19 protein-coding genes and 1 pseudogene are annotated in these 17,579 nt (G+C 71.0%); 9 read left to right on the top strand and 11 right to left on the bottom strand.

The window, feature by feature from the left end; translation table 11 throughout:
- The first annotated feature begins 23 nt into the window (after nt 1–23).
- A complete protein-coding gene (locus tag ACWGI2_RS36770; RefSeq protein WP_453700198.1) occupies nt 24–1,016 on the top strand; it encodes a bile acid:sodium symporter family protein in 993 nt (330 codons plus the stop codon).
- Nucleotides 1,017–1,068: 52 nt separating this feature from the next.
- On the opposite strand, the gene ACWGI2_RS36765 is transcribed toward ACWGI2_RS36770, so the two are convergent.
- From ACWGI2_RS36765 to argC, 5 genes are read right to left on the bottom strand one after another with little or no spacing between them, the layout of a single operon-like run.
- Nucleotides 1,069–1,623, bottom strand: a complete 555-nt coding sequence (locus ACWGI2_RS36765) for an arginine repressor (protein WP_160503870.1) — start codon at nt 1,621–1,623, stop codon at nt 1,069–1,071.
- A gap of 7 nt (nt 1,624–1,630) precedes the next feature.
- Nucleotides 1,631–2,839 carry an acetylornithine transaminase gene (locus ACWGI2_RS36760; RefSeq protein ID WP_453700197.1) on the bottom strand — a complete coding sequence of 403 codons (1,209 nt, stop codon included), beginning with the start codon at nt 2,837–2,839 and terminating at the stop codon, nt 1,631–1,633.
- Nucleotides 2,836–3,774, bottom strand: a complete 939-nt coding sequence (gene argB / locus ACWGI2_RS36755; protein WP_453700195.1) for an acetylglutamate kinase — start codon at nt 3,772–3,774, stop codon at nt 2,836–2,838. Before argB ends, ACWGI2_RS36760 begins: the two co-directional genes overlap by 4 nt.
- Nucleotides 3,771–4,925 (bottom strand): bifunctional glutamate N-acetyltransferase/amino-acid acetyltransferase ArgJ, encoded by a 1,155-nt coding sequence (argJ, locus tag ACWGI2_RS36750; RefSeq protein WP_453700193.1) that lies wholly within the window; start codon nt 4,923–4,925, stop codon nt 3,771–3,773. The genes argB and argJ overlap by 4 nt, the downstream gene beginning before the upstream one ends.
- Nucleotides 4,922–5,950 (bottom strand): N-acetyl-gamma-glutamyl-phosphate reductase, encoded by a 1,029-nt coding sequence (argC, locus tag ACWGI2_RS36745; RefSeq protein ID WP_453700192.1) that lies wholly within the window; start codon nt 5,948–5,950, stop codon nt 4,922–4,924. The genes argJ and argC overlap by 4 nt, the downstream gene beginning before the upstream one ends.
- A 159-nt stretch (nt 5,951–6,109) precedes the next feature.
- On the opposite strand from argC, the gene ACWGI2_RS36740 reads away from it, so the two are divergent.
- The 4 genes from ACWGI2_RS36740 to ACWGI2_RS36725 all read left to right on the top strand — a co-directional run bounded on the left by ACWGI2_RS36740 (nt 6,110) and on the right by ACWGI2_RS36725 (nt 8,562).
- Entirely contained in the window at nt 6,110–6,286 is a 177-nt protein-coding gene (locus tag ACWGI2_RS36740) for a hypothetical protein (RefSeq protein ID WP_453399463.1), read from the top strand.
- 118 nt (nt 6,287–6,404) lie between these two features.
- Nucleotides 6,405–6,878, top strand: coding sequence for a VOC family protein (locus ACWGI2_RS36735; RefSeq protein ID WP_453700191.1), 474 nt, complete (start codon nt 6,405–6,407; stop codon nt 6,876–6,878).
- A gap of 107 nt (nt 6,879–6,985) precedes the next feature.
- Nucleotides 6,986–7,972 carry an aldo/keto reductase gene (locus ACWGI2_RS36730; protein ID WP_453700189.1) on the top strand — a complete coding sequence of 329 codons (987 nt, stop codon included), beginning with the start codon at nt 6,986–6,988 and terminating at the stop codon, nt 7,970–7,972.
- Between the two features lie 77 nt (nt 7,973–8,049).
- A complete protein-coding gene (locus ACWGI2_RS36725; protein ID WP_453700188.1) occupies nt 8,050–8,562 on the top strand; it encodes a DUF6314 family protein in 513 nt (170 codons plus the stop codon).
- Here the strand turns inward: ACWGI2_RS36725 and ACWGI2_RS36720 are convergent.
- Together ACWGI2_RS36720 and ACWGI2_RS36715 are read right to left on the bottom strand one after the other, a co-directional pair.
- A pseudogene (locus ACWGI2_RS36720) lies at nt 8,516–8,635 on the bottom strand (GNAT family N-acetyltransferase); the annotation flags it as partial. The gene ACWGI2_RS36725 and the pseudogene ACWGI2_RS36720 sit on opposite strands and share 47 nt — an antisense overlap.
- Nucleotides 8,636–8,731: 96 nt before the next feature.
- Nucleotides 8,732–10,177, bottom strand: coding sequence for an aminotransferase-like domain-containing protein (locus ACWGI2_RS36715; protein WP_453700186.1), 1,446 nt, complete (start codon nt 10,175–10,177; stop codon nt 8,732–8,734).
- Between ACWGI2_RS36715 and ACWGI2_RS36710 the strand changes: the two genes are divergently transcribed.
- Both ACWGI2_RS36710 and ACWGI2_RS36705 read left to right on the top strand, forming a co-directional pair.
- On the top strand, nt 10,176–11,120 hold the full coding sequence (locus tag ACWGI2_RS36710) for a DMT family transporter (protein ID WP_453399458.1): 945 nt from the start codon (nt 10,176–10,178) through the stop codon (nt 11,118–11,120). The two genes, ACWGI2_RS36715 and ACWGI2_RS36710, sit on opposite strands and share 2 nt — an antisense overlap.
- A 77-nt stretch (nt 11,121–11,197) precedes the next feature.
- Nucleotides 11,198–11,392 carry a DUF1918 domain-containing protein gene (locus tag ACWGI2_RS36705; protein ID WP_453399457.1) on the top strand — a complete coding sequence of 65 codons (195 nt, stop codon included), beginning with the start codon at nt 11,198–11,200 and terminating at the stop codon, nt 11,390–11,392.
- Between the two features lies 1 nt (nt 11,393).
- Here the strand turns inward: ACWGI2_RS36705 and ACWGI2_RS36700 are convergent, their stop codons facing one another.
- On the bottom strand, nt 11,394–12,620 hold the full coding sequence (locus tag ACWGI2_RS36700; protein ID WP_453700184.1) for a glycoside hydrolase family 10 protein: 1,227 nt from the start codon (nt 12,618–12,620) through the stop codon (nt 11,394–11,396).
- Between the two features lie 179 nt (nt 12,621–12,799).
- On the opposite strand from ACWGI2_RS36700, the gene ACWGI2_RS36695 reads away from it, so the two are divergent.
- Complete coding sequence (locus ACWGI2_RS36695; protein ID WP_160503891.1) at nt 12,800–13,660, top strand: 3-hydroxybutyryl-CoA dehydrogenase; 861 nt, start codon at nt 12,800–12,802, stop codon at nt 13,658–13,660.
- 209 nt (nt 13,661–13,869) lie between these two features.
- A complete protein-coding gene (locus ACWGI2_RS36690) occupies nt 13,870–14,127 on the top strand; it encodes a hypothetical protein (RefSeq protein ID WP_160503893.1) in 258 nt (85 codons plus the stop codon).
- Here the strand turns inward: ACWGI2_RS36690 and ACWGI2_RS36685 are convergent.
- The 3 genes from ACWGI2_RS36685 to ACWGI2_RS36675 form a co-directional block, all read right to left on the bottom strand.
- A complete protein-coding gene (locus ACWGI2_RS36685; protein ID WP_367040117.1) occupies nt 14,124–14,666 on the bottom strand; it encodes an NUDIX hydrolase in 543 nt (180 codons plus the stop codon). The genes ACWGI2_RS36690 and ACWGI2_RS36685 overlap by 4 nt on opposite strands.
- A gap of 76 nt (nt 14,667–14,742) precedes the next feature.
- Complete coding sequence (locus ACWGI2_RS36680) at nt 14,743–16,092, bottom strand: transcriptional regulator (protein ID WP_453399455.1); 1,350 nt, start codon at nt 16,090–16,092, stop codon at nt 14,743–14,745.
- A 268-nt stretch (nt 16,093–16,360) separates the two neighbouring features.
- Complete coding sequence (locus ACWGI2_RS36675; protein ID WP_453700183.1) at nt 16,361–17,482, bottom strand: PP2C family protein-serine/threonine phosphatase; 1,122 nt, start codon at nt 17,480–17,482, stop codon at nt 16,361–16,363.
- Between the last annotated feature and the right edge of the window lie 97 nt (nt 17,483–17,579).

Below are 17,579 nucleotides of genomic sequence, written 5' to 3'. Positions count from 1 at the left end.
CCGCCGCGGCGTTGCATCGCCGGGTGCAAACCGAACAGACGATCCCCAGTTCAACGGCGAGCGGCGACAAGGCTGCCCGCCTCGCCGTCACGGTCTTCCCCGTTCTCGTGCTCGCCGCGGGCGCGCTCGGCCTGATGGCGCCGGACGCCTTCAAGGGCTGGGGCGAAGACGTCCCGTACCTCCTGGGCCTCGTGATGTTCTGCATGGGGCTCACCATGACCCCGCTCGACTTCCAGGGCGTCGTCAAGCGGCCGTGGGCCGTCGCGCTCGGCCTGGTCGCGCACTACGTGATCATGCCGGGGCTCGGCTGGCTGGTCGCCCACGCGCTCGGGCTCTCGCCGCAGTTGGCTGCCGGTGTCATCCTCGTCGGCTGCGCGCCGAGCGGGACCGCGTCGAACGTGGTCACCTATCTGGCGCGCGGCGACGTCGCTCTCTCCGTGTCCGTCGCCACCGTCTCGACCGTGCTCGCGCCGCTCATCACGCCGCCCCTGACGCTGCTCCTCGCGGGCGAGTATCTGCCCGTGGACGCGGGATCGATGGTCGGGGACATCCTCAAGACCGTGCTGCTTCCGGTCATCGCCGGTCTCGTCGTACGCCTGCTGTTCGGGCGCTACATCGGGCGGGTCCTCAGCGCTCTTCCGTGGCTGTCCGCCCTGACCATCGCCGTCATCGTGGCGATCGTGGTCGCGGGCAGCGCGGCGGCCATCAAGTCGGCCGCCCTGCTCGTGTTCATCGCCGTCGTCCTGCACAACGGCCTCGGCCTCGCGCTCGGCTACGGCGCGGGCAAGCTGGCCCGCCTCGGTCCGCCCGCGTCGCGGGCCATGGCCTTCGAGGTCGGCATGCAGAACTCGGGACTCGCGGCGTCGCTCGCCACCGCCCACTTCAGCCCGCTCGCCGCGTTGCCCGCCGCCGTGTTCTCCGTGTGGCACAACGTCTCGGGCGCGCTGGTCGCCGCGTGGATGTCGCATCGGGCGCGCCGGACGGAGCAGGCAGAATCCAGCCCGTCCGGCGTGTGAGGACGAACTCGGCGAAGCCGGTGGTCGACGGTGCGCGAGGCCCTGGGGCCCGCTAGTGCTCGTTCGAGGCCAGGCGCAGCAGATGGTCCGCCAGCGCCTGGCCCCCCGTGGCCTCCCGGCTGATCAGCATCAGCGTGTCGTCCCCCGCGATGGTCCCCAAGATGTCGTGCAGTTCCGCCTGGTCGATCGCCGAGGCGAGGAACTGCGCGGCCCCCGGCGGCGTCCGCAGGACGACGAGGTTGGCCGAGGCCTCGGCGGAGATGAGCAGCTCCGCCGAGAGGCGGCGCATGCGCTCCTCCTTGGCGGACTCCCCCAGCGGCGCACGCGGAGTGCGGAAGCCGCCCTCGCTCGGCACCGCGTAGATGAGGTCGCCCTCGGCGTTGCGGATCTTCACGGCGTTCAGCTCGTCCAGGTCCCGCGAGAGCGTCGCCTGGGTGACCGTGAGCCCGTCGTCGGCGAGCAGCTTCGCCAGCTGGCTCTGGGAGCGCACCGGCTGCCGGTTGAGGATGTCCACGATCCGGCGGTGGCGTGCGGTGCGGGTCTGCGGCACGGCGGGCCCGGCGTGATCCGGGTGTTCCGCGTGCTCGTTGCCTTGCGCCTGGCTCATCGTCGTCTCATTCTCCGGATCGTCCGTCCCCGTCGGCCGCGGTGGCCTGGTCAAGCACGCCGGGCAGGGCCCTCAGAAGCGCGTCCACCTCGTCGTCGCGCACGTTCAGCGGCGGCATCAGCCGTACGACATCGGGGGCGGGCGCGTTCACCAGGAAGCCGGCGTCCTGAGCCACCTGCTGCGCCTGGGGCGCGAGCGGCTCGGTGAGCACGATACCCAGCAGCAGGCCCGCACCCCGGACATGGCCCACGAGCGGGTGTCCGAGTGACTCGATTCCGTCGCGCAGCTTCTCGCTCGCCCGCTTCACGTTCTCCAGGAGTCCTTCGGCCTCGATCGTGTCGAGTACCGCGAGGCCCGCGGCGCATGCCACCGGGTTCCCGCCGAACGTCGTTCCGTGGTGACCGGGCTTGAGGAGCTGGGCCGCCGCGCCGAACGCGACCGTCGCGCCGAGCGGCAGGCCGCCGCCAAGACCCTTCGCGAGCGTGACGACGTCCGGCTCCACGCCCTCGTGCGCGAGGTACTCGAACCAGTGGCCGGTACGGCCGATTCCGGTCTGCACCTCGTCGAGGACGAGGAGTGTTCCGGTGGCCGTCGTGATGTCGCGGGCCGCCTTGAGGTAGCCCGCGGGCGGCACCACCACGCCGTTCTCGCCCTGGATCGGCTCGATGACGACGAAGGCCGTCTCCTCGGTGACCGCTGCCCGCAGGGCCTCCACATCGCCGTACGGGACGTGCGTGACGTCGCCGGGCAGCGGCAGGAACGGCTCCTGCTTGCCGGGCTGGCCGGTGAGCGCGAGCGCCCCCATGGTCCTGCCGTGGAAGCCGCCGTCCGTGGCGACCATGTGCGAACGCCCGGTCAGGCGGCCGATCTTGAAGGCGCCTTCGTTGGCCTCGGCGCCGGAGTTGCAGAAGTACACCCGGCCCTCGCGCCCGAAGAGCTGGAGCAGCCGCTCCGCGAGCGCGACCGGCGGCTCGGCGACGAAGAGGTTCGAGACGTGGCCGAGCGACGCGATCTGGGTGCTGACCGCCTCGACGACCGCCGGGTGGGCGTGGCCGAGCGCGTTCACCGCGATGCCGCCGACGAAGTCGACGTACTCCTTGCCGTCGGCGTCCCACAGCTTGGTTCCCGCGCCGCGGACGAGGGGCAGCCTGGGGGTGCCGTAGTTGTCCATCAGCGCGTCCTGCCAGCGCTTGGTCAGCTCCTCGTTGCCGGTCATGCCGCTTCCCCCTCGGTCGCGTTGTCGCGTACGCCGGGCGCGTCCGGCACGACCATCGTGCCGATGCCCTCGTCGGTGAAGATCTCCAGCAGGATCGAGTGCTGGACCCGCCCGTCGATCACGCGGGCCGTCTCGACGCCGTTGCGTACGGCGTGCAGGCAGCCCTCCATCTTCGGGACCATGCCGCTCGCCAGCTCGGGGAGGAGCTTCTCCAGCTCCTTCGCGGTCAGCCGGCTGATCACCTCGTCGCTGTTCGGCCAGTCCTCGTACAGTCCCTCGACGTCCGTGAGGACCATCAGGGTTTCGGCGTCCAGCGCAGCCGCAAGTGCCGCAGCCGCCGTATCAGCATTGACGTTGTAGACATGTCCGTCATCCTGGGAGCGGGCGATCGAGGAGACGACCGGGATGCGGCCGTCGGCGAGCAGGGCCTCGATGGCGCCGGTGTCGATCTCGGTGATCTCGCCGACCCGGCCGATGTCGACCAACTCGCCCTCGATGCGGGGCTGGTGCTTGGTGGCGGTGATGGTGTGCGCGTCCTCGCCGGTGAGGCCGACGGCGAGCGGGCCGTGCTGGTTGAGCAGACCGACCAGCTCGCGCTGGACCTGCCCCGCGAGCACCATGCGTACGACGTCCATGGCGTCCTCGGTGGTGACCCGCAGGCCCGCCTTGAACTCGCTGACGATGCCGTGCCGGTCGAGGGCCGCGCTGATCTGCGGTCCGCCGCCGTGCACGACGACGGGCCGCAGGCCCGCGTGGTGCAGGAAGACGACGTCCTGTGCGAAGGCGGCCTTCAGCTCCTCGTCGATCATCGCGTTGCCGCCGAACTTGATGACGACGGTCTTGCCGCGGTGCCGGGTCAGCCAGGGCAGCGCCTCGATGAGGATCTGCGCCTTGGGGAGCGCGGTGTGCTTCCGCGCGGTCGGGTTGCCGCTCATGAGGAGTACGCGCTGTTCTCGTGGACGTAGTCGGCGGTGAGGTCGTTCGCCCAGATCACCACGGGCTCGGCGGTGCCTGCCGCCAGATCCGCCGTGATCCTGACCTCCCGGTAGCGCATGTCGACGAGGTCGCGGTCCTCACCCACGCTGCCGTTCTTGCAGACCCAGACGTCGTTGATGGCGACGTTCAGGCGGTCGGGCTCGAAGGCCGCCTTCGTCGTGCCGATGGCGGAGAGCACCCGGCCCCAGTTGGGGTCCTCGCCGTGGATGGCGCACTTGAGGAGGTTGTTGCGGGCGATGGAGCGGCCCACCTCGACGGCGTCGTCCTCGGACGCGGCGTTGACCACCTCGATCCGGATGTCCTTGCTGGCGCCCTCGGCGTCGCCGATGAGCTGGCGTGCGAGGTCGTCGCAGACGGTGCGCACGGCCTCGGCGAACTCCGCGTATCCCGGGGCGACTTGAGAGGCGCCGGAGGCGAGAAGCAGCACCGTGTCGTTCGTCGACATGCAGCCGTCGGAGTCGACGCGGTCGAAGGTGACCTTCGTGGCGTCCCGCAGGGCCTTGTCCAGGACGTCGGCCTCGACATCGGCGTCCGTGGTCAGGACGACGAGCATCGTGGCGAGCCCGGGGGCGAGCATGCCCGCGCCCTTGGCCATGCCGCCGACCGTCCAGCCGTCCTGGGTCGCCACGGCCGTCTTGTGCACGCTGTCGGTGGTCTTGATGGCGATGGCGGCCTTCTCGCCGCCGTGCGCGGAGAGTTCACCCGCGGCGCTCTCGACTCCCGGCAGGAGCTTGTCCATGGGGAGGGTGACGCCGATGAGCCCGGTCGATGCGACGGCGACCTCGCCCGCGTTCAGGTCGAGGGTGTCGGCGACCTTCTCGGCGGTGGCGTGGGTGTCCTGGAAGCCCTGGGGGCCCGTACAGGCGTTGGCACCACCGGAGTTGAGGACGACGGCCGAGACGAGCCCGCCCTTGACGACCTGCTCCGACCAGAGGACGGGGGCGGCCTTGACGCGGTTGGAGGTGAAGACGCCCGCGGCGGCCAGGCGGGGCCCGGTGTTGACCACGAGGGCCAGGTCCGGGTTGCCGTTCTCCTTGATCCCGGCGGCGATGCCCGCCGCCGTGAATCCCTGCGCTGCCGTGACGCTCACGGTGCCACTCCGATCGTGGAAAGACCGAGCTCCTCAGGGAGCCCGAGTGCGATGTTCATGCTCTGCACCGCGCCGCCCGCGGTGCCCTTGGTCAGGTTGTCGATGGCGCTGATCACGATGACGCGCCCCGCCGCCTCGTCGTACGCGACCTGGATCTGCACGGCGTTCGAGCCGTACACAGCGGCGGTCGCGGGCCACTGCCCCTCGGGGAGCAGGCGCACGAACGGCTCGTCCGCGTAGGCCTTCTCGTACGCGGCCCGCACGGACTCGGCGGTGACACCCTCCTTCGCCTTCGCGCTGCACGTGGCGAGGATGCCGCGGGGCATCGGGGCCAGGGTGGGCGTGAAGGAGACGGTGACGGGGGTGCCCGCGGCGGCGGAGAGGTTCTGGATCATCTCCGGGGTGTGCCGGTGGACGCCGCCCACGCCGTACGGCGACATGGAGCCCATGACCTCGGAGCCCAGGAGGTTCGGCTTGGGCGCCTTGCCCGCGCCCGAGGTCCCGGAAGCCGCGACGACCACCGCTTCGGCCTCGGCGAGCCCGGCCGCGTACGCGGGAAAGAGTGCGAGCGAGACGGCGGTCGGATAGCAGCCGGGCACCGCGACGCGCTTGGACCCCGCGAGGGCCGCACGCGCGTCCGGCAGCTCGGGCAGGCCGTAGGGCCAGGTCCCGGCGTGCTCGCTGCCGTAGAACTTCTCCCAGTCCCCCGCGTCCTTCAGCCGGAAGTCGGCGCCCATGTCGACGACGAGGACGTCAGGGCCGAGCTGCTCGGCGACGGCGGCGGACTGGCCGTGGGGCAGGGCGAGGAACACGACATCGTGCCCGGCGAGCACCTCGGCGGTGGTCGGCTCCAGGACACGGTCGGCGAGCGGCATCAGGTGCGGCTGCAGCGCGCCCAGGCGCTGGCCCGCGTTCGAGTTGCCGGTCAGGGCGCCGATCTCCACCTCGGGGTGGACGAGCAACAGACGCAGCAATTCACCGCCCGCGTACCCACTCGCTCCTGCCACTGCTGCGCGTACCGCCATGGAACCCTCCTCCTTGATGGCATGACTATACGTATCTACGCAGCTTTATGCAATGAGCCGATCACCCGTTCGGGGGTTTCAGCGGGTCCGCCGCCGGTCGTGGGTGCGGTACTGGGAAGCGACCAGTACCGCGACCAGCACCGCGACCGAGGAGCAGCGATGGGTGAGAAGCGACGTGACGACGAGGCGCAGGGCGCCCGCTGGATCGGGAAGACGAATGCGGCGCCGGAGCGGAGGCAGCCCGCCGACGCCGAGGCGACCGAGAACGACGTCGCCGAGGAGCCGGAGACGTACGACGGGGGCGGGACGAGCAAGCAGCGCCCCCCCAAGGAGTGACCGGGGAACCTGTGTCCCGATGGGTTCCGGCGATGAGTTCCGGCGGGCGCGAGGGTCAGTACAGGCGGAAGGACCCGAGCGCATCCCGCGCGAGCTCCGCCGACGACAGGAGAGAGTCATGCCCCGGATCACGCCCACCCTCTGGTTCGACACCCAGGGCGAGGACGCCGCCACGTTCTACGTGTCGGTCTTCCCGAACTCGAAGATCACGAACGTCTCCCACTACGGCGAGGCCGGGCCGCGTCCGGCCGGGACCGTGATGACGGTCGAGTTCGAGCTCGACGGCCAGCAGTACCTGGTGCTCAACGGCGGCCCCCAGTTCACCTTCAACGAAGCGGTCTCCCTCACGATCGACTGCGCCGACCAGGAAGAGGTCGACCACTACTGGACCAAGCTCTCCGAAGGCGGCGAGGAAGGCCCGTGCGGCTGGCTCAAGGACAAGTTCGGCCTCTCCTGGCAGGTCGTGCCCGCTGCGATGGACGAGCTCATCTCCGACCCCGACCAAGGGCGGGCACAGCGCGCCATGGCGGCCATGCTCGGCATGAAGAAGATCGACGTGGCGGCGCTGTACGCGGCGGCGGACCGGAAGTAACCGACGCAAGGCCCGTACAAATGGTTTGACTTGGAGTCGACTCCAGCTCCTAGGGTCGGGAGCGACCGCCTGAACAAAGGGCCCACGCTCCACCTGGAGGTACCGGCATGACCAGCATTCCCACGCGCCGTCTCGGATCACTGACCGTCTCGGCGCAGGGGCTCGGCTGCATGGGGATGAGTCACACGTACGGCGCCTCGGACGACGCGCAGTCGATCGCGACGCTCCACCGCGCCCTCGACCTCGGCGTCACCCTGCTCGACACCTCCGACTTCTACGGCGCGGGGCACAACGAAGAGCTGATCGGCCGCGCGCTGGCCGGCCGGCGCGAACAGGCCGTCCTCGCCACGAAGTTCGGCTTCGTCAACCGCCTCGGCGAGCCGATCGAGATCAGGGGAGACGCGGCCTACGTACGGCAGGCGTGCGACGCCTCGCTGCGGCGGCTCGGGGTCGACCACATCGACCTGTACTACCTGCACCGCGTCGACGGAAGCGTGCCGATCGAGGAGACCGTGGGCGCGATGGCGGAGCTCGTCGAGGCCGGGAAGGTACGGCACCTCGGGCTCTCCGAGGCGAGCGCGCGGACCATCCGGCGGGCGCACGCGGTGCATCCGATCGCCGCGCTGCAGAGCGAGTGGTCGCTGTGGACGCGGGACCTGGAGGCGGAGATCGCGCCGGTCTGCCGCGAGCTCGGCATCGGCATCGTGCCGTTCTCGCCGCTCGGGCGCGGTTTCCTCACCGGGCGCTACACCTCGGCAGCCGGCCTCCAGGAAGGCGACATGCGGCGCACCCAGCCGCGCTTCGCCGACGGGAACCTGGAGCGGAACCTGCCCATCGTGACCGCCCTCAACGCGCTCGCCGAGGAGAAGGGCGTCACCGCGGGGCAGCTCGCCCTCGCCTGGGTGCAGCACCGCGGTGACGACGTCGTACCGATCCCGGGCACGCGCCGGGAGAAGTACCTCACGGAGAACCTGGGCGCCCTCGCCGTCGAACTCTCCGCCGAGGACCTCGCGGCGATCGACGCGGCGGCACCGGCGGGTGCGGTCGCCGGGACCCGCTACGACGAGAGCAGTCTCGCGTTCGTCGACAAGTAGACATCCTGGACGGTGGCCGGGGCGGGGGGCCGCGTAGCCTGGATCAAGGCGGCGATCGGTGCGGGACGGGGTGTGCGATGAGCGAGGCCTTGTACGGCGTACCGGATGTGCTGGCCTACCTCGCCGGGACCTGGCAGGTGGAGCGGACGGCGCGGGATCTGGCGGGCGACGCGGAGGGCCACTTCTCGGGCACGACGGTGTTCACGCCGGGCGACGACGGCGGCCTCCTGCACCACGAGTCCGGCACCTTCACCTGGCACGGCACTCCCCGCCCCGCCGAACGCACCCTGCGCTTCCTGCCGGGCCACGACCCGGCCACCGCACACGTCCTCTTCGCCGACGGCCGCCCCTTCCACGACCTGGACCTGCGCACCGGCAGGCACACCGCCGACCACCCGTGCGCGCTCGACCTCTACCGCGGCGAGTTCGAGGTGTACGACGAGCGGCACTGGCGGATGCGGTGGCGGGTCGCGGGCCCCGCCAAGGACCTGATCCTCACGACCACGTACACGCGACTCCGCCAACCCCTCACTGCCGCCCGAACGCCATCCACATCCTTCGCACACCGCACGGCTCCAGGTGGTCCCTGACGGCGGCCACGAGGGCGCTCCCCAAGCCCTTGCCGCGCACCGACCGGCCCACGTACACGTCACAGAGCCGGGCGTCACACCCTTCCCGACGGGTACGAGATATCCGAAGAGCGTCAGTCATACGCGCAAGCCTCGCAGCCGCCCCGGGAGTTGCCTCAGCGGGTGCCGCTCAGCGGGTGGTCCCCCAGACCTCCTCGCACGCCCCGCGGAGCCTCCGCACCCCCTCGGCGATCTCCCCGACCCCCGCGACCGCCGCGAAGCTCATCCTCAGGTACGCCGCCGGGGGTTCGGCCGCGAAGTACGGGCGGCCGGGGGCCACCGCGACGCCCGCGCGCAGCGCCGCGCCCGCCAGGGCCGCCTCGTCCGTGCCGTCGGGCAGGCGCAGCCACAGGACGTAGCCACCCGCGGGGATGTGCGGCAGGGCGAGTTCGGGCAGGTCGAGGCGGAGGGCCGCGGTCATCGCGTCCCTGCGGTCCTTCAACTCGCCCGCCACGTGCCGCAGATGGCGCGGCCAGGCCGGGGAGCCGACCAGTTCGAGCGCCGCCTCCTGGAGCGGTCTCGGCACGAAGAAGTGGTCGACGACCTGGATCGCGCGCAGCCTCTCCAGGACCGGCCCGCGGGCGACCAGCGCGCTCACCCGGAAGCTCGGTGACGTGACCTTGGTGAGCGAGCAGACGTGCACGACGACTCCGTCGGGGTCGTCGGACTGCAGGGGCCTCGGCAGCGGCCCCGCGTCCTCGTGGACGAGGCGGCGCACGAAGTCGTCCTCGATGACGAAGGCCCCGGCCTCACGCGCGATGCGCAGCACCTCCGGGCGCCGCTCGGCGGAGAGCACCGCCCCCGTGGGGTTCTGGAACAGCGGCTGGCAGACGAACACCCGGGCCCCCGTGGCCTTGAACGCCGCAGCGAGCAGCTCGGGGCGTACGCCGTCCACGTCCACCGGCACCGGGACCGGCCGCAGTCCCGCCGCGCGGGCGATGGCCAGCATGCCGGGGTACGTCGGCGACTCGACAAGGACCGGCGCACCCGGCGGGGCGAGCGCCCGCAGCGCCGTGGTGAGCCCGCTCTGGCCGCCGGCGGTGATCAGCACCTCGGCGGCCGTGATCGCGCCGCCGATGCCACGGGCGAACCACTCCCGCAGCTCGGGGAGCCCGTCGATCGGCGGCCTCCCCCAGGCGCCGGGCCGCCGCCCCGCCCGCGCGAGGGCCGCCGCCATCGCGCGCTCGGGCTGGAGCGAGGGATGCAGATAGCCGCCGTTGAACTCGATGACACCGTGCGGCGGCGCCGCGAGCGTGACCAGGACCCCGGAGGCGTCCACCGCGCGCGGCACCAGTTCCGTGACCGCGTCGGCGCTCAGCGACACCTCCTGCCACGAGGTGTCCCCCGCCGGCGCGGCGGTGGCCTGCGGCTCGGCACGGAAGACACCGGCGCCCGGCCGCGAGACGACAAGGCCCTCGGCGGCCAACTGCCCCAGGGCCCGCGACACGGTCACCGGGCTCACTCTGAACCGTTCGACCAGCGCCCGACTCGACGGCAGCTTTCCACCTGGCGAGTAGCGGTCCAGGTCGCTCCGCAACTGTTTTGCCAACTCAGCGACACTGCTACCCTCATGCATGACAGCACAGGATAGCGCTACTCTCCCGAGTCGGATAGCGGTCACCACAGCCCAAGCCACAGTCGCAGGGCCCCCGCAGCACAGCTCCCGCCGCGCCGGCACCGTCATGGCCGCGCTCGGCGTCACCGCTTTCTCGCTCACCTTCCCCGCCACCGCCTGGGGCCTTGAAGGCATCGGCCCCTGGTCTTTCGTGGCCCTGCGTGTCGTGCTGAGCGCGGTCATCGCGGGCGGCGCCCTGCTCGCCCTGCGCGTTCCGCTACCGGCCCGCCGCCACTGGCCCGGGATCGCGGTCGTCGCCGCCGGAGTCGTCATCGGCTTCCCGCTGCTCACCACGCTCGCCCTGCAGACCTCCACCACCGCCCACGCGGCCGTCGTCGTAGGTCTGCTCCCGCTGACGACCGCCGTGTTCTCGGCGCTGCGCACCGGGGCCCGGCCCTCGCGAGCGTTCTGGGCCGCTGCCGTCGCGGGCGCCGCCGCGGTGATCGCGTTCACGGTGCAGCAGAGCGGCGGCGACCTGTCGACCGCCGACCTCTACCTCTTCGCCTCGCTCCTCATCTGCGCCGCCGGCTACACCGAGGGCGGCCGCCTCGCCCGTGAGATGCCGGGCTGGCAGGTCATCGGCTGGGCGCTGATCCTGTGCCTGCCGCTCGCCGTGGTGGGGGCGGCGCTCGCCCTCCGGCACGAGCCCTTCCAGCTCACCGGGCACAGCACCGCCGGGCTGCTCTACGCCGCCGTCGGCTCGCAGTTCCTCGGCCTGGTCGTGTGGTACCGGGGCATGGCCGCGATCGGCGTGCCCAAGGCCAGCCAGCTCCAGCTGGCGCAGCCGCTGCTCACCCTGGTCTGGTCGGTGTTCCTGCTCGGCGAGCACCTCACCGTGGCGGCGCCGCTGACCGCCGCGGCCGTCCTCGTGTGCATCGCGGTCACGCAACGGGCGCGCGGCTAGGGCCTACCTCACACCACCCGACGTAGACTGACGGCCACGGAAAGCAACCGCAGGGTGGGACGAGGAGGTCGCTCCAGATGCAGGCAAGCGTAGGCGACAAGCTGCTGGTCCACGGCAGGATCGTCGGTCAGCACGACCGGACCGCAGAGGTCATCGAGGTACTCGGTGAGAACGGCACACCGCCGTACCGCGTCCGCTTCGAGGACGGTCACGAGACCCTGATGTCACCGGGCCCCGACACCGTCGTGCGGCATTTCGGGGACACCGACTGACTCAGGGCCTGGCCCGCTTCTGATAGTGGTCGGCGACCACGCGCGCCATCGCGCCGATCTTGTCCACGCCCACTTCCTTCGCCGAGAAGTACACATGCCCGCGCGCCTGCGGGAACCCCTTGGCGTACGTGAGGTGGCGGGACAGCTCGGCGGGGTCCTGCCAGGCGGCGGGCTGCGCGGGGTCGCCCGCCTTGTAGAGGGCCTCCCCCACGTACAGGCGCACGCCCGTGTCCTTGACGACGTCGGCCCACCAGGGCAGCAGCTTGCCGTAGTCCGCGACGGTGAAGCCGATGTTCCAGTAGAGCTGCGGGCAGATGTAGTCGAGCCAGCCCTTCTTGACCCAGCCGCGGGTGTCGGCGTGCAGGTTGTCGTAGGTCTGCACGCCGGCCCGGGTGTCCGAACCGAGCGGATCGGTCGAGGCGTTGCGCCAGACCCCGAACGGGCTGATGCCGAACTGCGCCTTCTTGCGCACCTTCTTCACCCGCGCCGCCATCTCGCGCACCAGGCGGTCGATGTTGTCGCGCCGCCAGGCGGCTCGGTCCGGGAAGCCGCCGCCGTAGCGCGCGAAGGCGTCATCGTCGTCGAAGACCTGCCCGGCGACCGGATACGGGTAGAAGTAGTCGTCCCAGTGCACCGCGTCGATGGCGTAGTGACGCAGGGCGTCGAGCATCGCGTCCTGGACGAAGCGCCGCACCTCGGGCAGGCCGGGGTTGTAGTAGAGCTTCCCGCCGTACGGCACGACCCAGTCGGGGTGCAGCCGCGCCGGGTGCGTCGGGACGAGGCGTGAGGGGTCCGTGTGGTTGGCGATACGGAAGGGGTTGAACCAGGCGTGCAGTTCAAGGCCCCTGCGGTGTGCCTCGGCCACGGCTGTGCCCAGCGGGTCCCAGCCGGGGTGCTTGCCCTGCACGCCGGTGAGGCACTCGGCCCACGGCTCGTACGGCGAAGGCCACAACGCGTCGGCGGTGGGCCGCACTTGGAAGATCACGGCGTTCAGCCGGCGCCGTACGGCCGTGTCGAGATGGCCGATCAGTTCGGCGCGCTGCTCGGCCGCCGGGAGTCCGGGCTTCGAAGGCCAGTCGCGGTTGACGACGGTCGCCAGCCACATGCCCCGCAGCTCGCGGCGCGAGGGGGCCTTCCCGGGCACGGCCGCCGCGTCCCCCGCGGCTGTGAGCCCCGCCACCATCGCGGCCGCCGCAATCGTGAACCCTCGGCGTGACATACGCCTCATCCGCTCGCCCCCTGGCCTGTATATCCGCCGGAACCGCTGCTTGTACCGGACAGCATGCCCGACCCGGCACGTCATGCACCTGAGGTTCGGCGGTAACGTTCACCGCTGGGGCAGACACCGCATCCGAACGGGGGACTGCCCGCCCGTTGATCAGCGAAAGGCACGAGGTGACCGACTCTATGCCCGACATCGCACGCGTCGGAGTAGTGGGCTGTGGCCAGATGGGCGCCGGGATCGCGGAGGTCTGCGCCCGCTCCGGACTGGACGTGATGGTCGCGGAGACCACCGGCGAGGCCCTGGAGATCGGCCGCACCCGGCTCTACAACTCACTCTCCAAGGCCGCCGAGCGCGGCAAGATCTCGGAGGAGGAGCGGGACGAGACGCTCGCCCGCCTCAGCTTCACGACCGACCTCGGGGAGTTCTCCGACCGCGACCTCGTGATCGAGGCGGTCGTCGAGAACGAGGCGGTCAAGACCGAGATCTTCCAGGTGCTCGACCAGGTGGTGACCCGGCAGGACGCGATCCTCGCCTCCAACACCTCCTCCATCCCGCTGGTGAAGCTGGCCGTCGCGACGTCCCGCCCCGACGCGGTCATCGGCATCCACTTCTTCAACCCGGCCCCGGTGCAGCAGCTCGTCGAGCTGATCCCCGCGCTGACGACGTCCGAGGGGACCATCAGCCGCGCGCAGTCCATGGTCGAGAAGGTGCTCGGCAAGCACGCGATCCGCGCCCAGGACCGCTCGGGCTTCGTGGTCAACGCACTGCTCATCCCCTACCTCCTCTCCGCGATCCGGATGTTCGAGTCGGGCATCGCGAGCCGCGAGGACATCGACAACGGCATGGAGATGGGCTGCGCCCACCCGATGGGTCCGCTCAAGCTCGCCGACCTGATCGGCCTCGACACGGTCGCCTCGGTCGCGGACAGCATGTACGCCGAGTACAAGGAGCCGCTGTACGCCGCTCCCCCGCTGCTCCAGCGGATGGTGGACGCGGGAAGGCTCGGCCGCAAGTCCGGCTCGGGCTTCTACCCTTACGCCTGACACGGCACGCCCCGGTCTCACACTGGCACCGGAACTTCGCACCGCACGCGGGCCCGGCACTCGATCGAGTGCCGGGCCCGCGGCGTTCACACACCGTGTGCGCGGCGGGCTCGCATATGCCCTTCGCACACTCTCCCGTCCTGGCCACCACGAGAGTTGACTTTCCGTGCGCATCAGGGGGATGGACAGCTACAGAGAGGAACGGACTAGTGACCGCCGACCCTGAACTTCGCGTGGTCCCCGAGGAACTCGCCGAGTTACGCCGCAGCTTGGACGTGGGCCTCGCCCGCGTCGACGGACAGCTCGCGTTGCTCACCCAACACGACGAACAGAGCGCCAAGAACCAGGACGAGCTGACTGTAAGGATCACCGCACTGGAACACACTCGCTGGCCACTGCCCGCCCTTCTCGCCCTTACGGCGGTCGGAGCGCTCGCCGTGGCAGTTTGGCAGGCCATCGGCCGTTAGTGCGCGTCCTGGCCAAGACGCAGGTGGTGCAGGAGGAGTAGCGCAGCCGCCATGTTGGCGGCCGGTACTTCTCCGCGGGCCACCATGTCAGGGACGAGTTTGAGTGGGACCCATTCACGGCGGTCGGACTCGAAGTCGTCTTCGGGATGACCGATGTAGGTGCACTCATCCGACCAGTAGATGTGGTGCCTGGCGTCGGTGAGCCCATTGGACGGCTCGACACTCATCAGGTGTCGTAACGGGCCCGGCCGCCAGCCGGTCTCTTCCTCCATTTCCCGGGCTGCCGCGTACGCGAGGTCCTCGCCGTCCTCGACGACGCCGGCTGCGAGTTCCCAGCCCCAGCTGTCGGTGATGAAGCGGTGCCGCCAGAGCAGCAGCACCTCGTTGGACTCATTGACCGCGGTGGCCACGGCGACGGGCCGCAGCCGTATCAGGAAGTGGTCGAGGTGCCGGCCGTCGGGCAGTTCCACGTCTGCCAGATTGACCGTGAACCACCTGTTTCCATACACAGTTTGTTCGCTTTGTTTCGTCCACTGCACGGTTCTGCCACCTTCCGCCGAGTAGATGGCAATATCGCAGCAGGAGGGTGTTCAGAGCAGTGGTACGCGCGTCATGTCACAGCGGTACGCGCAGTGCCCCGTCGATGAGTTCGGCCGCCTCGGCCGTGCCCGCGCAGTCGCTGCGCACCAGATGTTCCCGCACGGCCCGCAGCCGGTCGCGCAGCCGTTGGGACTCCATCCCCCGTGCCTGTTCTGCCATTTCCACCGCCGTGGCCACCGCCTCGTCGGTGTTTCCCTGGCGCAGTTCGATCTGGCTGAGCATGGCGAGCCGGTGGACCCGGCCCCGGTCGTGAGCCGGCGTGTCCACCGCCGCCGCCGCATGCTCGTACGCTCCCGTGAGGTCGCCGAGGCTGAGCAGCGCCTCCGCCACTTGTACGTTGACGAGTCCGGGCTGGACATAGCCGGTCTCGTCCGGCTCGCGCCCACGCCGGATACGGTCCGCCGCGGCCTCCGCACGCCGGATGCAGGACAGCGCGCTGCTGCCGTCGCCCAGGTGCGCGTACGACTTGGCCTGCATGGCGTAGAGATCGGAGGCGAGGGCCGGGGTCAGCTCGCGCCCCGCGGCGCGCAGCGCGGCCTCCGCGAAGGCCACCGCCTGGCGGTACTCGCGCATGAACAGGGACTGGTTGACGAGCAGCGCGATGACATAGGCCCCAAGTCCCCTGTCCCCGCTGGCCTTTGCCAGGCGCAGGGCCTGGTGGAAGTAGCGCTGGGCCAGGCCGTGCGCGTCCGAGTCGTAGGCACAGATGCCCGCGATGGCCACCAAACCGCCGGTGGATCTGTGGAGTTGGCGTCCCGTCTCGTCCGTGTAGCTGCCGCGAAGGAGTGGGGCGGCCTCGGCGTTGAGGAAGCCGACGATGCGGGTGCGGGTCGCGATGCCTCCGGTCTTGCGGTACATCTGCTCGTAGTGGGCGCGGGCCGCGCGCATCATGTCGATGTCGGCCGTGCTCACCTGGTGCCTGCCGCCGCGCGAGACGTCCACGTCCTCGGGCGGGTTCTCCCACTCCCAGACGGGCATCACCGCGGGTGTTCCCGTGACCGCGGGTGCGCCGAGCAGATGCGGGCGCTGCTGTTCGTCCGAGCGCCACAAGGCCGTGGCTCTCTCCACGAAACCGGACAGCGTCGAGGCCGCGGAGCCGAGCCCCACCGCCGGCAGGCCCGGCACGCCGAGGCCGATGTCGTCGAGCGTGACGGTGCGCTGGAGCCGCCCCGCGAGGACCTCGCAGATCAGGTCGGGCACCTGGCCGCGCGGGCGCTGGCCCTTCAACCACCGGGAGACGGCGGTGTGTTCGTACCGCAGGGCGAGGCCGCGCCTCTTCCCCGCCTGATTGACGTGGGCAGCCAGGCCCGCGTGGGAGATTCCCGCCTCGTCGAGGATCGCGTCGAGCAGGGTATTGGGCTGCATGGAGGCCCTCCGGTGACTCGGTGTCGCCAGCGTAGTAGAGGTGACTTCACACGGGGTGTGAACGGAACGCCCGAATCCGGGGGGTGTGCGCTCTGCCGTCGCCACTCCTGTCACGCTTGACTGAGATGCCTCACAAGGAGGCCGGCCGGGCCGCCGGCTCCCCCTCGAAAAGTACGGCGGCCCTCACTGGCGCCGTCCGTTCCGTCGTCTGCCCGACAACTCCAAGGGCGGGACGGACGGCGCATGGCCGGCGGAGGTTGACGGTGCGTCATGTCATGGTGCTTTGCCGACGCACCGTCTCCCCCTGCTGAACCGGAACCCGCCGGCGGTCGTTGCGCAGGACCAGGAGCGCCGCGTCGTCGGTGGGGAACCGCCCGGCGTGGCGCAGGAGTTGGGCGTACACCGCGCGGATCACGGTCTGGGGCGCGACCGGCGGGACCCGCACCGCTTCGGAGAGCGCCGCCTGGAGCGGGAAGAACCGTCCGGCCGCGTCCCGCGCGTCCTCCATGCCGTCCGTGTGCAGGACGAGCGCCTCCCCCGGAAGGAGCGGTCCGCAGTGCAGCAGGGACAGTTCGGCGGGGAGCGGGAAGGGACCGAGCGGCGGCAGCGGATCCCCGCCCGTGACCGGCTCGGCATGCCCGCTCAGGCGGTAGGGCCAGGGGTGACCGCAGTTGAGCGCGGTCAGCTCGCCGTCCGGGCCGATCTCCATCAGGAGTACGGTGACGAACTCCTCGGCCAGCGGGCTGTCGGGCGCCGGAGCGCCGTTCGCCGGATGCTCGGCCCGCGACCGCTCCCGCAGATGCCGCCCCAGGGCACGCTCCAACTTCCTGAGCACATGCGGCAGTTCCGACTCTTCGTGCGCCGCCTCGCGGAAGCTGCCGAGTACGGCGGCGGCCGTACTGATGGCGGTCAGGCCGTGCCCGCGCACGTCACCCATGACGACGCGGACGCCATGGTCGGTGGCCACCACCTCGTACAGATCCCCGCCGACGGAGGCGCCACGTGACGCGGAGAGCCGCCCGGCCGCGACCGTGAGGCCCTCGACGCGTGGCGGCAGCGGGCGCAGCAGGACGTTCTGCGCGGCGCCCGCGACCTCACGGAGCTGACGCAACTCCCGCAGCAGCGAGGCGCGGACATGCAATATCAGACCGGCGCCGACCGCGAAGAAGACCGCGCTGGTGACGATCCGCGCCTCGAGGCCGTCCCGCTGGGCGAGCGGGCAGACGAGTTTGTACGTGATGGCGGCCGCGCCCCACACCGCGGGGAGGCCGAGCGTGAGAACGCGCCGGATCCGCGGCGGGTCCACACGGAACACCCTCGGCCCGGCCCTCGCCCGGCTCCTTGCCCGAAGCAACACCCGTCGGGGAGCTCCAGCCCTGATACGGATCATGCCGATGGCCCCCCTAAGGCCCTGTTCAGCGTGCAGTCCGCGCAGACCGTACAGATCACGGACCCTGCGGCCGGACTGATTCTGTCGACCACCTGAG

Source organism: Streptomyces sp. NPDC054866 (assembly GCF_053610745.1).
Note: the sequence above shows the minus strand (reverse complement) of the source record. Positions and strands in the feature narration are given on the sequence as shown.